This is a genomic window from Streptomyces sp. MUSC 14, from assembly GCF_001866675.1.
Taxonomy (GTDB): Bacteria; Actinomycetota; Actinomycetes; order Streptomycetales; family Streptomycetaceae; genus Streptomyces.
In genome coordinates, this window is the sequence record NZ_MLYN01000061.1 from 76,845 (window position 1) to 92,395 (window position 15,551).

A 15,551-nucleotide genomic window follows, 5' to 3' on the forward strand; every position below is an offset into this window, starting at 1 on the left:
CGTCGCCCTTTGGAATTCGAGTACAGTATTGGACAGTGAATCCAAGCAGCCGGAAGCTGGTGAGTGGGATGGCGGCGGAGTCCGACGAGCACCTCGTCCGGGAGGCCGAGAAGATCGCCGTCGCGCTCGGGCGGATGTTTCCGGGTCTGTGCGAGGTGGTGCTGCACGACCTGCGGGACCCGCGACATGCGATCCGGGTGATCGAGAACGATCTGTCGGGACGTCAGGTCGGGGATTCCGCCACCGGGTTGGGACTCGCCCGCATCGCCGACCCGGACTTTCCGAGCGTCGTCCAGAACTACCCCAACCGCTTCCCGGACGGCCGCCCCGCGAAGAGCACGTCCATCGGCATCAAGAACGCCGAGGGGGAGTACGTCGCCGCGCTCTGCCTCAACCTCGACATCTCCGTCCTGTCGCCCGTCACGCTCGCCCTCTCGAACCTCGTCGCCACGGACACCGCGCACGGCGACCGCCCGCTGGAGACCCTGCGCGACCGTGCCGCCCGCGAACTGCGCCAGGCCGTGGAGGAGTTGTCCGCCCAGCGGGGTGCCACGCCCCGGTCGCTGAGCCGCGAGGACAAGAAGACGCTCGTACGACAGCTGTACCAGGACGGTTACTTCGACTCGCGCGACGCCGCGCAGACCATCGCGGACCTGCTCGGCGTCTCCCGGGCGACCGTCTACAACTACGCGAAATGACGCACCGGGAGAGGATCTCGCCATGGCCACCGTTTCACCCGTCACGTTCGACGACGTCCGTGCCGCCGGCGCACGCCTGGCAGGCGTCGCCCACCGCACCCCCGTCCTCACCTCGCGCACCCTGAACGCCCTCGTCGGCGCAGAGGTGTTCATCAAGTGCGAGAACTTCCAGCGGGTCGGTGCCTTCAAGTTCCGCGGTGCCTACAACGCGGCCGCCCAGCTCCCGCCGGAGCAACTGGCCAAGGGCATCGCCGCCTACTCCTCCGGCAACCACGCCCAGGCCACCGCCCTCGCCGCCCGCGAACTGGGCACCAGCGCCGTCGTGTTGATGCCCGAGGACGCCCCGCGCGCCAAGCGCGAGGCCACCGCCGGGTACGGGGCCGAGATCGTCACCTACGACCGCTACACCCAGGACCGCACCGCGCTCGGCCGTGCTCTCGCCGAGGAGCGCGGTCTCGCCCTCATCCCGCCCTACGACCACCCGCACGTCATTGCGGGGCAGGGCACCGCGGCCCTCGAACTCCTGGAGGAGACCGGCCCGTTGGGCGCCCTCGTCGTGCCCGTCGGGGGCGGCGGACTCATCGCCGGCAGCGCCACCGCCGCGAAGGCGCTGCACCCCGTCATCCGGGTCCTCGGCGTGGAGCCCGAGGCGGGGGACGACACCAAGCGGTCGCTGGAGAGCGGCGTCCGCGTCACCCGGCCCGTCCCCCGGACCATCGCCGACGGACAGGCACTGCCCACGCCGGGCGAGCTCACCTTCCCGATCAACCAGCGCCTGGTCGACGGCATCGCGCTGGTCAGTGACGCGGAGATCATCACCGCCCTGCGGTTCGCCTTCGAGCGCCTCAAGATCGTCCTCGAACCCAGCGGCGCCACCGGCCTGGCCGCACTCCTGGCGGGCCGCGTGGAGAACCTCCCGCCGCGCGTCGGCGTCATCGCCTCCGGCGGCAACATCGACATCGAGCGGTTCGTCGAACTCCTCGGTTCCTGACGGCCGTACCGGCCCGCACCGACGCGTGGCCGGTGGCCGCCGGGCACACCCCGTTCAGAAGTGCGTGCCGCCGTCGACGCGGATCTCGGTGCCGGTGACGAACCGGCCGTCCCGCGAGGCGAGCATCGCGACGACCGAGGCGACCGTCCCGGGACCGGCGAAGCCCTGCCCGAGCGCCGGGGAGAGCTTGGCGAACAGTGACATGTCGGCGTCCGCGGGCAGCCCCGGACCTGCGCTCTGGCCGCTGGCGCCGCTGCCGTCGGTCATGCCGGACGAGATGGAGCCGGGCTGGACGGCGGTGAAGCGGATGCCCCGCTTCGCGTACTCGGCGGCGAGGGCGTGGGTCATGGACTGGATGCCGCCCTTGCTCGCCGCGTACGCCGCCATGTACGGGTGCGCGAACGTCGCCGAGGTGGAGCTGAAGTTGACCACCGCCGCGTCGCGGCCCGCGAGCAGTGCGGGTATGGCCTCGCGGATGACGAGGAAGGTGCCGACGAGGTTGACCTGGAGGATGCGGGTGAAGTCCTGCAGGGTCGTCTCGTGGGTGTGTGAGGAGCGCAGGATCCCGGCCGCGTTGACCAGCACGTCCAGCCCGCCGAGCGCGGAGACCGCGGTGGCGACGCCCTCGCGCACGGAGGTCTCGTCGGCGATGTCCACGACGAGCGTGGTGAGGCGGTCCGCGTCCGCTCCCGCCTTGTCCACCGTGTCCCCAAGGCCCCGCTCGCTCACATCGGCGGCCACGACGGTGCCGCCCTCGGCGAGGAGGCGCAGCACCGTGGCCTGGCCGATGCCGGAGCCGCCGCCGGTGATCAGTGCGCGGCGGCCTTCGTAGCGGTTCATGTCTTCTCCTGCCCGCCCCGCCGGTGTACGGCGGGGCCTTCACGACGCCGGATCGCGTGCCTGCCGGCGTCCCCATGCGTTTCACGTTACGCCCGAGTGGCACATTTTGCCACTGCGGCACTTTGTGCCAAGCTGTGCTGCCGGGCCGTACCCTTCTGGGGTGAGCACCCAGCCGTCCGGGGCGCGCAGCACGCCGCCCACTTCCCTGACCGAGCGCCGCAAGGCCGCCACCCAGCTGGAGATCGCGCACGCCGCGGCCGAGCTCTTCGCGGCCCAGGGCCCGCACGCGACGACGGCCGAGGAGATCGCCCGGCACGCGGGGATCGCGCTGCGGACCTTCTACCGGTACTTCCGCTCCAAGCAGGACGCCGTGAGCCCGCTGCTCGCCGCCGGCGCCGACCGGTGGCGGGCACTGCTGGAGGCGGCCGAACCGGGCGCCGGGCTGTCCCGGGCGCTCGAGGCCGCGGTGGAGGAGTCGCTGGCGGCGCCCGACGAGGGTGCCGCCCAGGCGTTGCTGCGGACCCGGGGGCTGCTGCGCGCCGCCGCCGACGATCCGGCGCTGCGCGCGGTCTGGTACCGCGTCAACCAGGAGTCCGAGGAGCGTCTCGTGCCGGTCGTCGCCCGCCTCGCGGACGGGCGCCTGGCGGCGGTGCAGGTGCGCCTGGCCGCAGCAGCGGCCACGGACGCGATCCGCATCGCCCTGGAGACCTGGGCCGACACGGACGCGGGCGTCACGGGCGAGGGCTCCCCGGCCGCTCTCGCGCTCGACTGCCTGCGCCAACTGATGGGCGGGATGGGCGCGTTGGCGTCGGACGGCGAGGCGGCGGACTAGGCCGCGGCCCGTTGTCAGTGGTGGCCTCTACGGTGTGATCAGTGAGGACCTGCGGGAACGGCCGTGGGTCCGTCCTGGGGAGGGGTCTGCCATGTCCACGGCGTCCGCGGTGTCGACGACGTATCTGGAGCTGTCGCAGGAGGGCGGCGGCGCCCACAAGTTCTACGAAGTCGTCGTCGACGGCCTGGTGGTGACGGTGCGCTACGGCAGGATCGGCGCCGCCGGGCAGACCCAGACGACGACGTTCCCGACCGCGGACAGGGCGAGGGCGGCCGCCGCCAGGAAGGTGGAGGAGAAGGTCCGCAAGGGATACGCCCCCGCCGTCCAGGGGCAGCGCGCCCCGCGCGCGGTGACCCGGCGTCAGGTCGCCTCCGCCCCGTCGACCGCCCGCGCCGTGGCTCCGGTGCTGTGGCGCTTTCGCACCGGCTCGGCCGCGTTCGGCATCCATGTCGACGACGACCGCTGCTGGGTGGGCAACCAGGCGGGGGACGTCTACACCCTGGACCACGAGGGCGCCGTCCTCGCCCGGTTCGGCCTGCCGGACGGCGTGAAGTGCCTGGTCGCCGACGACTTCTGGATCTACGCCGGCTGTGACGACGGCAAGGTCTACGACCTGTCCTCCAAGCTCCCGTTCGCCGCGTACGACATCGCCGCCGACGTCGACATCTTCTGGCTGGACATCCACGAAGGCGTGCTGAACGTCTCGGACCGCGCGGGCCGCCTCACCGTCATCGACCACGAGGACGAACACCAGTGGTCCCGCCGCGGCCAGGGCGAGCACGCCTGGATGGTCCGCGCCGACGACCGGGCCGTGTACCACGGCCACCACCGGGGCGTCACCGCCTACGCGCCGGACGGCGGCGGCGAGTTGTGGCACACGGCGACCCGGGGCGGCGTGCTGTTCGGCTGGCAGGAGGACGACGCCGTCTACGCGGGCACCGGGCACCGCGTGGTCCAGCGGCTGTCGAAGGCCACGGGCCGGATCGACGCGACGTACGCCTGTGACGGCGCGGTCTACTCCTGCGCCACCTCACCGGGCGGCCGGTTCGTCTTCGCCGGGGACGCCGTCTCGTCCGTCTACTGCTTCGACCAGGACGGCACCCGGCTGTGGAAGCTCGGCACGGGCAGCGGCTCGGCGCTGTCGATGCAGTACCGCGACGAGCGCCTGTACCTGGTGACCACCGACGGTTCGCTGGTGTGCGTCGACGCGAGCGAGGCGGCCGTCTCCGCGGCCCAGCAGGGCACGGTGCCGGTGGCGCGGGACGTCAAGCTCGCCGCCGCCCTGCCGGCCTACCAGCCCGCCACGGCCGTGGCCGCGGTGTCCGCCGTCGACCGGGCTCCCGTCGGATCGGTCGTGGTCGAGTGCGTCCAGCAGGGCGGCCGGATGCGGGTGCACGTGGTGTCCGAGGGCTACGACACCTCCTGGAACGTCCAGTTCCCGCGCGCGATACGGGAACCGGGCGCCCGCTACGTCGTGGACGCCCTGCACCCGGCGGCCGGCGGCTTCTACCGCGTCCGCGGTGACATCCGCCGTCTGCTGTGACCCGCCCCCTGACGCCCTGCCGCCCACCGCCGTGCCGCCGTGAGCGCGTCGGCGCCGATGTCCGGGCCCCGCTCCGGGCCCGTCCCGGGCGGACCGGAGTGTCAGGACCGTACGGCCGCCGCCTCCGCCAGCACCTCACGCGCCACGCCGAGCACCTCGGCGCGGTCCCCCGGGACCAGGCCGATGCGGGTGCGCCGGTCCAGCAGGTCGGACTCGTCCAGCGCGCCCTCGTGCCGGGCCGCCCACACCAGTTCGGCCCGGGTGACCGGGTGGCTCGGCAGCACCGGCTCGGACAGCGCGGGCTCCCGGGTCATGAGGGCCTGGACCGCCTCGGCCTCGGTGCCGTAGCGGCGGATCAGCCGGGGCGGCGCGGGCAGGGCGCGCAGCCGCGCGGGTGAGGCGGCGCCGACCAGGGGGAGCGCGGCGGTGCGCGAGGGGGCGGCGGGCAGGCCCCGGGCGGCGGTCGCGGCGTCCACGGCGTCCTGCGCCATCCGCCGGTAGGTGGTGAGCTTGCCGCCGACGATCGTCGTGACGCCGTCGGGGGACGTCAGCACCGCGTGCCGTCGGGAGATGTCGGAGGTGCGGGCCGCTTCGCCGTCCCGGCCGTCCTGCGCGGAGGTGTCCAGCAGGGGGCGCAGCCCGGCGAACGCGCCGACGACCTCGTCCCGGGTGACCGGCGTGTCCAGGGCGGAGCCGAGGACGTCCAGCAGGAAGCCGATGTCGGTCTCGGGTACCTCCGGGACGTCCGGGATGTCTCCCTCGACGGGCTCGTCGGTGAGGCCGACGTACACCCGGCCGTCGCCCTGGGGCAGGACCAGCACGAAGCGGTTGGTCTCGCCGGGGATCGGGATGTGCAGGCCCGCCGGCAGCGCGCCGAGCCGCTCCGAGCGCAGGACGAGATGAGTGCCGCGGGACGGGCGGATCCGGATGCCCTCGACGAGGTCGCCCGCCCACACCCCGCTCGCGTTGATGACGGCGCGGGCCCTGATCTCGCCCTCCTCGCCGGTCAGTTCGTCGCGGATCCGGGCGCCCGTGCCGGTCAGCTCCAGTGCCCGGACCCGGGTCAGCACCCGGGCCCCGTGCGCGGCGGCCGTCCGCGCGAGCGCCGTGACCAGCCGGGCGTCGTCGGTCACCTTGCCGTCCCAGGACAGCAGTCCGCCGCGCAGCCCGGCCGGGCGGACCGAGGGCGCGAGATGCCGGGCCTCCGTCGCCGTGAGCCTGCGCGGGGCGGGCAGGAACTGCCGCGGGGTGCGGGCGGCGAGGCGCAGTACGTCCCCGGCACGCAGCCCGGCCCACGCCAGCGAGCCCTGGGCACGGGACACCAGCGGGGTCAGCGGCAGGACGAACGGCTGCGCCGACACCAGGTGCGGGGCCGTACGCGTCATCAGCACCCCGCGCTCGACGGCGCTCTCGTGCGCGACGTCGAACTGCGCGGAGGCCAGGTAGCGCAGCCCGCCGTGGATGAGCTTCGAGCTCCAGCGGGAGGTGCCGAAGGCCATGTCGTGGGCGTCCACCGCGACCACGTCCAGGCCGCGGGCCGCCGCGTCCAGCGCGACACCGGCACCGGTGGCGCCGAGTCCGACGACCAGGACGTCCACCACCCTGCCGTCCGCGGCCTCGGTCAGCTCCCGGGCCCGTCGCGATGCGTCGAGCGACGAGCCGGCGTCGGTCCTGGTGTGGCTCATGGCGTGAGGATCCTCTCCAGGAGGGTGCGCAACTCGTCGAGGAACGCGGCGGAGTCCAGCTCCGGATCGTCCTCGTCGGTCATCGTGCGCAGGGACAGGGTGAAGGACTGCACGGTCAACAGCAGCGCACGGGACTGCCGTTCGACATGGCCGCGGCGCACGGAGCCGTCCGTGTGGCCCTCGCGCAGCGCGTCGGCCAGCAGCGCGAGCAGGGCCTCCTGGCTCGCTCCGCGCCGGTCGAGCACATACGGCAGCAGCAGTTCGGGATCGACGTCGACGATCTTGCGGAACAGCGGATGCGCCCGGAACGCCTCGACGCCCGCCACCAGCCCGTCCACGATCCGGGTGCGGGTGTCCGTGCCGTCCGCGGCCTCGGGGATGGCACGGGTGGCGACGTCGATCCACTCCCGGGTCATCAGATCGCCCACCAGGGTCCGCAGGTCCGGCCAGCGCCGGTACAGCGTCATCCGGGAGACACCGGCGCGGCGGGCCACGTCGGCGAGGGTGGTGCGGCGGACTCCGACGGCCAGCACGCAGTCTCGCACCGCGTCGAGCACGTGATCGTTGTCCGAACCGTTGTGACGAATAGGCGTCATGTGTCACAGTGTAACGCCCCGAGGGTCCGGCAGGAGAAGACCCTCCCGGGCAACGGCCGCCGGGCCGTCGCGCGAACCGAGCACTTCGAACACACCGAGCACCGAACCGAGCACACCGACCTGTGAGGACGACCGTTCAATGGACATGCTGTGGAACGGCTGGGGCGACCCGGCCAAGGCGGCACCCCTGCCCGACTCGGTGACCGGCCTGCTCCGCGACCTCCTCGGCGTCAAGCCCCGCACCACCCCCGCCCTCGCGCTGGACGACATCCAGGTGCCCGCCACCACGGCCTCGCCCGCCGCGCTCAAGGCGCTCACCGAGGCCGTCGGCGGCGCGGAGCACGTCCGCACCGACGACGAGAGCCGCATCCGGCACACCCGCGGCAAGTCCACGCCCGACCTGCTGCGCATCCGCGCCGCGGACCTCACGGACGTCCCGCAGGCCGTCGTCCTGCCCGGCTCGCACGACGAGGTCCTCGCCGTGCTGCGCGCCTGCGCGGCGCACGGCCTCGCCGTCGTCCCCTTCGGCGGCGGTACCTCGGTCGTCGGCGGACTCGCCCCGCAGCGCAGCGCGTTCATCGCCCTGGACCTGTGCCGCATGGACGCCCTGCTCGACCTCGACCCCGTCTCGCGCACCGCCGTCCTCCAGCCCGGTCTGCGCGCCCCCGAAGCCGAGGCTCTGCTCGCCGAACAGGGCTTCACCCTCGGCCACTTCCCGCAGTCCTTCGAGTGGGCCACCATCGGCGGCTTCGCAGCGGCCCGCTCCAGCGGCCAGGCCTCCGCCGGCTACGGCCGCTTCGACGAGATGGTCCTCGGCCTGACGCTCGCCACCCCCGAGGGCACCATCGAGACCGGCCGCGCCCCGCGCTCCGCCGCCGGACCCGACCTGCGCCAGCTGATCCTCGGCTCCGAGGGCGCCTTCGGCGTCATCACCTCCGTCACCGTCCGCATCCGCCCCCGCCCCGAGGTGTGCGTCTACGAAGGCTGGCGCTTCGCCTCCTTCGCGGAGGGAGCCGCCGCCCTGCGCCGGCTCGCCCAGGACGGACCCCGCCCGACCGTGCTGCGTCTGTCCGACGAGACCGAGACCTTCATCGGCCTGGCCCAGCCCGAGTCCATCGGCGGCGACCTGAGCCAGAGCGCGGCAGGCTGCCTCGCCGTCGCGGGCTACGAGGGCACGCCCGAGGACACCGCGCTCCGCCGGGAGCAGGCCGCCGCCGTCCTCACCGCCTGCGGCGGCACGCCGGCCGGCACCGAGCCCGGCGAGCGCTGGGCCCACGGCCGCTTCTCGGCGCCGTACCTGCGCGACGCGCTGCTCGACGTCGGCGCCTTCGCGGAGACCCTGGAGACGGCGGCCTTCTGGTCGCGTGTCCCCGACCTCTACACCGCCGTGCGCACCGCGCTCACCGACACCCTCACCGAGGCGGGCACCCCGCCCCTGGTGATGTGCCACATCTCCCACGTGTACGAGAACGGCGCCTCGCTGTACTTCACGGTCGTCAGCGCCCAGGGCGAGGACCCGGTCGCGCACTGGGAGCCCGCCAAGCATGCGGCCAACGAGGCTGTGCTCGCCGCCGGCGGTACCATCTCCCACCACCACGGCGTCGGCACCGACCACCGTGACTGGTACGTCCGCGAGGCCGGACCGCTCGGCATCTCGGCCCTGCGCGCGGTCAAGCGCCGCCTCGACCCCGAGGGCCTGCTCAACCCCGGCGTCCTGCTGCCCGGCCACGGCCTGACCGACTGACCCGGCCCCGCCGGCCACCCCACCGTCCCCTCAGCGCGACCGTCACCGCCCCGGAGGCACATCCGATGCGACAGTTCACCGCCGTCGTCAACCCCACCGCGGGCGGCTCCACCGGGGCGGCGACCCTGCTGCCCCTGGCCCGGCTGCTACGCGAGGCCGGCGCCGAACTGGAGACGGAGTACAGCCACAGCCTCGCCCACGCCCAGGACCTCGCGCGCCGGGCCGGCGAGCGCGGCCGGATCGTCCTGGCCGTCGGCGGCGACGGCATCGCCGGCGGCATAGGCGGCGCGCTGAGCGGCACCGGAGCCGTCCTCGGCCTGGTGCCCGCGGGCCGTGGCAACGACTTCGCCCGCGCCCTGGACCTGCCCTCCGACCCGGCCGCCCTCGCGGGCATCCTGCTGCACGCCGAGCCCCGGCCGGTCGACACCGTCGAGGTGGAGTCGGCCGTCCACGAACGCACCGTGGTCCTCGGCAGCGTGTACGCCGGAGTCGACGCCGTGGCCAACCGGCACGCCAACCACGCCCGGCTGCTGCGCGGCTCCGCCTCCTACTACGCGGGCGGCCTGCGCGCCGTCACCGGCTGGCGCGCGGCCGACTACCGCGTCACCGTCGACGGCGAGGAGCACACCCACCGCGGGTACACCGTCGTCGCCGCCAACTCGCCCTACTACGGCTCCGGTCGGCTGATCGCCCCCGGCGCCCGGGTCGATGACGGGCTGCTGGACATCGTGATGATCCGCGAGGCGCCCCGCCGGCTGTTCTTCGCCCTCATGAACGAGCTGAAGACGGGCGGCCACGTCGGCCGCCCCGAGGTGCGCGTCCTGCGCGGCCGGGAACTGCGCATCGAGGCGAACCGGCCCGTCTACTACGGCGCCGACGGCGAGGTCGAGGCCACCGTGCCGGTGACGGTGCGGGTCCGGCCCGGGGACCTGCCGGTGCTGTACTGACCGGGGCTGCGTGCGGGTGCCCGGCCCTGGGTAGGGGAGGGGCACCCGGCCGGGCGCGCCGGGGGAGGGGTTGGTCGCTCATGACGCTGGAGCCTGCCGAAGGCGTGGTGCAGGCCGTCGTGCTGTACGACGGACGGCTGCTGCTGGCGGAGCGCGGCGAGGGCTGGAGACTGCCGTCCGGCGCTCCCGAGCCGGCCGAGCCGGCCGAGGCCACCGCGGCGCGCGTCGTCTACGAACTCACCGGCTACCTCGTCGACGGCACCGAGAGCCTGACCCCGCAGGACGGGGCCACCGCGGTGGTGTGCCAGTTGCTGAGCGAGTCCCCGTCCGACGGTGCCCGTCTCGCGCCGGACCGACTGCGCTGGGCCTCCCTCGCCGAGACCGCCGACGCCGTCCTCCCGGCGGTCGTACGGACGTACCTGGAGGGGCACACACCGGTGTGAGCAGTGCCGGTCAGTGCTCCACCGCCGGGTCGGGTGCCTGTGCGAGGAAGCGCTGCCGGTCCACCACCGCCCGGTCGATCTCGCCCGTCGCGACCAGCAGGCTACGCGCCGTCGACGGCCCGTACCAGGAAGGTCAGCCGCCGGTCCGTCGTGGACGGCAGTGGCCGGGCGCTCACCTCCACCCGGCCGCCCACCCGGGTGGCCCGTACGTGCCGGACCCGGACCTCGGTGCCGACGGTGGTCTGACCGGTCACCGTGAAGGGCGCGGCGGCCCGCACGGTGGCCGCCTCCAGCCAGGCGATCAGCCGGGGTGTGGCCAGGACGGGCACATCACCGCTGCCCACCACGGCCGCGGTGTCGGCATCGGTCACCTCGTGACGCATGCCCCCACGCTAGTGCCGCCGAGCGCGGGCCGCCGTACGGCATGGAGTGCCGCAGGCCGGCGCCGGCAGCGCGGGAGCCGTGTCGGCGGGAGGCGGCTCGCCGTGCCGCGGCGGCCGTCGTGCCGGGGCGTGCGGCTGCCGGAGGCGGTTCGCCCGCCGCAGCGTCACCGGCTTCGCATGGTTGCGCCCGGGTCGTGGGCGTCTGCACCGGGGCCGACCCTGACGCCGCGCGCACCGCCCCGGTGATTTCTGCCGCCATCTGCCAGGTGCGGCGCCTCGTTCACGCCCGTGCCCCGGGGGCTCACCCGCAGGGCAGCTCCAGCACCTCCACAGCTGCGCCGGCCCTGACACCACCCGGTGGGACCACCGCGAGAGCGCCCGCCAGGGCGAGGCCGCGGAGCATCGCCGGGCCGTCGAAGGGCAGCGGTGTCACCTCCTGGCCGGACGTGAACACCGGCAGCAGCCGGGTGTCGCGGGGATGTCCCGGCAGGGCGGCGGTCGCCGTCAGCCGGACCGGACCGGCCTCGCGATGGCCGCCGAGCCGGCGCAGCAGCGGTTCGGCGAGCGTGACCAGGCCGGCCACCGCGGCCAGCGGGTTGCCCGGCAGCCCGACCAGCCGGCGCGCCCGGCCGTCCGCGGTCGCGGGCAGCTCGGCGAGCAGCATCGGATGGCCGGGTCGCACCGCCACGGAGTCGATCAGCAGCCGGGCGCCCACCGACCGGAGCGTGTCGTGCAGGAAGTCCACGGGGCCCGCCGCGGTGCTTCCGGTGGTGATGACGACGTCGGCTGGTGAGCTGCGCACGGCCTCACACAGCGGGCCGGGGTCGTCCGCGACCCGGTGATGGCCGATCAGCTCGGCGCCGCGGCGCCGCAGCCACGGCGGCAGCAGCGGGCCGAGCGCGTCCCGGACCCGCCCGCCGCGTGGCACACCCTGATCGAGCAACTCGTCGCCGAGGACGAGGAGTTCCACACTCGGGCGGCGATGCACGGTCAGCCGGTCGTACCCGGCCGCCGCCGCGAGACCCAGCACGCGTTCGGTCACAGTGGTGCCGGCCGGCAGCAGCGGCTCGCCGGAACGGCACTCCTGGCCACGCGGCCGGATGTCCTGCCCCTCGCACACCGGGCCGGGGGAGCGGTCGTACAGCAGGTGCTGCGCGGGGTCCGCCCCGCCGTGCTCGCGGCGCAGCACGGCGGTGGCGCCGGGCGGCACCGGGGCGCCCGTCGCGATCGGGACGGCGGTGTCCCGGCCGAGCGGTCCGGGCTCCTCGCCGGCGAGGACTCCGGTGCCGCCCAGCCGCCACGGCCCCGGTCCGGCCACGGCCCAGCCGTCCATCGCGGCGGTGTCGAACGACGGCAGATCGGTGAGCGCGAGAAGCGGCTCGGCCAGCGCGTGGCCGAGGGCGTCGGCGAGGGAACGAGGGCCCGCGGGCAGCGGCCGCGCCGCACAGGTCCCGGCGATCGAGCGGGCCCGCTCCCAGTCCCGGCCGGCCCGCAGCGCGCCCGGCGCGGCCGCGGCACCGTGCGATGCGGTGGCGCGCGATGCCGCTCCGTGCGGTGCCGTGCCGTCGGCCGTGTCCGTCCGGGAAGCCCTCATGGCGGTCATCGTTGATCAGGCCTCCGGCGAAGTCAAAGAGGGGCCGTTTGCCGGCCGATAGGTCCCGCCTATGTGATAACCGCTGCTTATCGGCTCATCGAAAACACCTCTTTGACTTCGCCGCGTGACCAGGCGGATGCTGCCGGATCATGAGCGGCATCGAGGACCCCGTAGACGACCTGTCGGTCACCGCGCCCAAGCGCTGGGCCACCGGCGTCCCGGCGGTGACGCACGCGCTGACGTACTCCCTGGAACAGACCTCCGTACGCCGCACCGCGCTGACCCTGCTGAACATCAACCAGGCCAAGGGAATCGACTGCCCGGGCTGCGCCTGGCCCGAGCCCGCGGCGGGCAAGCGGCACCTCAACGAGTACTGCGAGAACGGCGCCAAGCACATCAACGACGAGGCCACCACGCGCCGCGTCACCGCCGACTTCTTCCGCGAGCACTCGATCGCCGAACTGGGCGCGAAGTCGGACTACTGGCTCAACCAGCAGGGCCGGCTCACCGAGCCCATGATCAAGCGGCCCGGCGCCGAACACTACGAACCCGTCGGCTGGGACGAGGCGTTGGAGGTGCTCGCCGCGGAACTGCGCCGGCTGGACTCCCCGGACGAGGCCCTCTTCTACACCTCCGGCCGGGTCGGCAACGAGGCCGCCTTCCTGCTCCAGCTGTTCGCCCGCGCCTACGGCACCAACAACCTGCCGGACTGCTCCAACATGTGCCACGAGTCGAGCGGATCCGCGCTGATGGAGACCCTCGGCATCGGCAAGGGCAGCGTCTCGCTGGACGACATCCACACCGCAGACCTGGTCTTCGTCGTCGGACAGAACCCGGGCACCAACCATCCGCGCATGCTGTCCGCGCTGGAGGAGACCAAGCGGGGCGGTGGCAAGGTCATCGCGGTCAACCCGCTGCCCGAGGCCGGACTGCTCCGCTTCAAGCACCCCCAGAAGGCCCGTGGGGTGATCGGCCGGGGCACCGCGATCGCCGACCGGTTCCTCCAGATCCGCCCCGGCGGCGACCTCGCCCTGTTCCAGGCGCTGAACAGACTGCTGCTGGAGGCCGAGGACGAGCGCCCGGGCACCGTACTCGATCACGCCTTCATCAGCGCCCACACCACCGGCTTCACCGACTTCGCCGACCACGCCCGGAAGATCGCGTGGGAGGACGTCCTCGCCGCGACCGGGCTCGGCCGCGAGGAGATCGAGGCCGTCCACGAACAGGTGCTGCGCAGCGGAAAGATCATCGTCTGCTGGGCGATGGGACTCACCCAGCACAAGCACGGCGTCCCGACCATCCGCGAAGTCGTCAACTTCCTTCTGCTGCGCGGCAACGTCGGACGGCCGGGCGCGGGTGTGTGCCCCGTGCGCGGGCACAGCAACGTCCAGGGCGACCGCACCATGGGCATCTGGGAGCGCATGCCCCAGCCGTTCCTCGACGCCCTGGAGCGCGAGTTCGGCTTCACCCCGCCCACCAAGCACGGACTGGACTCGGTCGACAGCATCCGGGCCATGCGCGACGGCACCGCCAAGGTGTTCCTCGGTGTCGCCGGCAACTTCGTCCGGGCCACCCCGGACAGCGACGTCACCGAGGAGGCGATGCGCGGCTGCCGGCTCACCGCGCACATCTCAACCAAGCTCAACCGCTCCCACGCGGTCTGCGGCGACATCGCCCTCATCCTGCCCACCCTCGGCCGCAGCGACCGGGACGTGCAGGCGGCCGGCGAGCAGTTCGTCACCGTCGAGGACTCCATGAGCGAGGTGCACGCCTCCCGCGGCAAGCTGCCCCCGGCCTCCCCGCACCTGCTCAGCGAGGTCGCGATCATCAGCCGGCTGGCCCGCAGGACCCTCGGCGACACCCCGGCCATCCCCTGGGAGGACTTCGAGGCGGACTACGGCACCGTCCGCGACCGCATCTCCCGCGTCGTCCCCGGCTTCCAGGACTTCAACGCCCGCGTGGCCCGGCCCGGCGGCTTCCGGCTGCCCAACCCGGTCAACGCGTACGTCTTCCGCACCCCGAGCGGCAAGGCCGTCTTCACCCGCAACGACTTCACGATGCCCGACATCCCCGAGGGGCACCTGCTGCTCCAGACGCTGCGCTCGCACGACCAGTGGAACACCGTCCCGTACGCGATGAACGACCGCTACCGGGGCATCCACAACGCCCGCCGCGTCGTACTCGTCAACCCCGACGACCTCCAGGACCTCGGGTTCGCCGACCGTGACCTGGTGGACCTGGTCGCGGTCTGGCACGACGGACGCGAGCGCCGGGCGGCGGACTTCCGGGTCGTCGCCTACCCCACCAGCCGCGGCTCGGCCGCCTCCTACTACCCCGAGACCAATGTCCTGGTGCCGCTGGACAGCGTCGCGGACATCAGCAACACCCCCACGTCCAAAGGGGTGTTGGTCCGTCTGGAGCCCGCGAGCGCAGCGGTATGACGGGACGCACCGGCCCGACACCCTGGCCGCCGAGGAGCCCATGGAGATCCGGGCCGGCGGCCGACCGCTCACGGTGACCATGCGCACCCCGGGCGACGACTTCGACCCCGCGGCCGGGTTCCTGGCCGGCGAGGGTGTCGTCCACGCCGCCGCTGACGTGACCGGGATCCGCTACTGCGCGGGTGCCACGGCGGACGGCGGCAACACCTACAACGTGGTCGACATCGCCCTCGCCCCCGGGGTTGCCCTGTCCGCCGCGAGCCTCGACGCGGTGCGCATGGTGCGCAGATGGTCCGTGGCCGAGGACCCGCCGAGCGTGGGCCCGGAACTGCTCGCCGTGCTGCCCGAGCGGCTGCGAGCGGCCCAGCGGGTGTTCGACAGCACCGGCGGACTGTACGCGGCCGGCCTGTTCACGGCCGACGGCGAGCTGCTGTGCCTGCGCGAGGACGTGGGCCGGCACAACGCCGTGGACAAGGTCGTCGGACACGCCCTGCGCTCCGGCCTGCTGCCGCTGCGGAAACCGTGCTCATGGTCAGCGGACGCGCCTCCTTCGAGCCGGTGCACAAGGCCGTACTGGCCGGGATCCCGCTGCTCGCCGCCGTCTCCGCGCCGTCCTCGCCGGCCGTGGACCTGGCCGCCGAGACCGGTCTGACCCTGGTCGGCTTCCTGCGCGGCACCTCGATGAACGTCTACACCGGCGCCGAGCGCCTCGCGCCCCAGCCGGTCGGCTGACCGCCGGGGGGATCAGCGGCCCGGGTCCCCGGCGATGCGGTCCAGAACCGTGGCCACCACGAGCCCCACGGGCACCGAGGCG

At 73.9% G+C, this 15,551-nt stretch carries 13 protein-coding genes and 1 pseudogene; 9 read left to right on the top strand and 5 right to left on the bottom strand.

Translation table 11 applies throughout. The annotated features are described in order from the left end of the window. The first annotated feature begins 68 nt into the window (after positions 1-68). Both BIV25_RS35595 and BIV25_RS35600 read left to right on the top strand, forming a co-directional pair. Positions 69-698, top strand: a complete 630-nt coding sequence (locus BIV25_RS35595) for a transcriptional regulator (RefSeq protein WP_071376642.1) — start codon at positions 69-71, stop codon at positions 696-698. 22 nt (positions 699-720) lie between these two features. Further along, a complete protein-coding gene (locus tag BIV25_RS35600; RefSeq protein WP_071376643.1) occupies positions 721-1,689 on the top strand; it encodes a threo-3-hydroxy-L-aspartate ammonia-lyase in 969 nt (322 codons plus the stop codon). Positions 1,690-1,743: 54 nt separating this feature from the next. Here the strand turns inward: BIV25_RS35600 and BIV25_RS35605 are convergent, their stop codons facing one another. Beyond that, positions 1,744-2,529 (bottom strand): SDR family NAD(P)-dependent oxidoreductase, encoded by a 786-nt coding sequence (locus BIV25_RS35605; protein WP_071376644.1) that lies wholly within the window; start codon positions 2,527-2,529, stop codon positions 1,744-1,746. A gap of 160 nt (positions 2,530-2,689) precedes the next feature. On the opposite strand from BIV25_RS35605, the gene BIV25_RS35610 reads away from it, so the two are divergent. Beyond that, entirely contained in the window at positions 2,690-3,361 is a 672-nt protein-coding gene (locus BIV25_RS35610) for a TetR/AcrR family transcriptional regulator (protein ID WP_071376645.1), read from the top strand. A 91-nt stretch (positions 3,362-3,452) separates the two neighbouring features. Then, positions 3,453-4,904 carry a WGR domain-containing protein gene (locus BIV25_RS35615; RefSeq protein WP_071376646.1) on the top strand — a complete coding sequence of 484 codons (1,452 nt, stop codon included), beginning with the start codon at positions 3,453-3,455 and terminating at the stop codon, positions 4,902-4,904. Between the two features lie 101 nt (positions 4,905-5,005). On the opposite strand, the gene BIV25_RS35620 is transcribed toward BIV25_RS35615, so the two are convergent. Beyond that, positions 5,006-6,589 carry a glycerol-3-phosphate dehydrogenase/oxidase gene (locus BIV25_RS35620; protein ID WP_071376647.1) on the bottom strand — a complete coding sequence of 528 codons (1,584 nt, stop codon included), beginning with the start codon at positions 6,587-6,589 and terminating at the stop codon, positions 5,006-5,008. After that, positions 6,586-7,185, bottom strand: coding sequence for a TetR/AcrR family transcriptional regulator (locus BIV25_RS35625; protein ID WP_071376648.1), 600 nt, complete (start codon positions 7,183-7,185; stop codon positions 6,586-6,588). Before BIV25_RS35625 ends, BIV25_RS35620 begins: the two co-directional genes overlap by 4 nt. Positions 7,186-7,324: 139 nt before the next feature. On the opposite strand from BIV25_RS35625, the gene BIV25_RS35630 reads away from it, so the two are divergent. From BIV25_RS35630 to BIV25_RS35640, 3 genes are all read left to right on the top strand, one after another. Further along, the gene (locus BIV25_RS35630; RefSeq protein WP_071376649.1) at positions 7,325-8,929 is read left to right on the top strand and encodes an FAD-binding oxidoreductase; all 1,605 of its coding nucleotides are present in this window, start codon (positions 7,325-7,327) and stop codon (positions 8,927-8,929) included. Between the two features lie 65 nt (positions 8,930-8,994). Next, positions 8,995-9,876 (top strand): diacylglycerol kinase family protein, encoded by an 882-nt coding sequence (locus tag BIV25_RS35635; RefSeq protein ID WP_071376650.1) that lies wholly within the window; start codon positions 8,995-8,997, stop codon positions 9,874-9,876. 80 nt (positions 9,877-9,956) lie between these two features. Further along, positions 9,957-10,319, top strand: coding sequence for an NUDIX domain-containing protein (locus BIV25_RS35640; protein ID WP_071376651.1), 363 nt, complete (start codon positions 9,957-9,959; stop codon positions 10,317-10,319). Between the two features lie 101 nt (positions 10,320-10,420). On the opposite strand, the gene BIV25_RS35645 is transcribed toward BIV25_RS35640, so the two are convergent. After that, the gene (locus BIV25_RS35645; RefSeq protein ID WP_256256722.1) at positions 10,421-10,702 is read right to left on the bottom strand and encodes a thioesterase family protein; all 282 of its coding nucleotides are present in this window, start codon (positions 10,700-10,702) and stop codon (positions 10,421-10,423) included. Between the two features lie 301 nt (positions 10,703-11,003). Then, a complete protein-coding gene (locus tag BIV25_RS35650) occupies positions 11,004-12,296 on the bottom strand; it encodes a molybdopterin molybdotransferase MoeA (RefSeq protein ID WP_079177083.1) in 1,293 nt (430 codons plus the stop codon). Positions 12,297-12,445: 149 nt separating this feature from the next. Here BIV25_RS35650 and BIV25_RS35655 point away from each other — a divergent pair, with 149 nt between their 5' ends. Both BIV25_RS35655 and fdhD read left to right on the top strand, forming a co-directional pair. Beyond that, the gene (locus tag BIV25_RS35655; protein WP_071376652.1) at positions 12,446-14,737 is read left to right on the top strand and encodes an FdhF/YdeP family oxidoreductase; all 2,292 of its coding nucleotides are present in this window, start codon (positions 12,446-12,448) and stop codon (positions 14,735-14,737) included. Between the two features lie 10 nt (positions 14,738-14,747). Then, positions 14,748-15,469, top strand: a pseudogene (gene fdhD, locus BIV25_RS35660) (formate dehydrogenase accessory sulfurtransferase FdhD); the annotation flags it as partial. Positions 15,470-15,551: the final 82 nt, after the last annotated feature.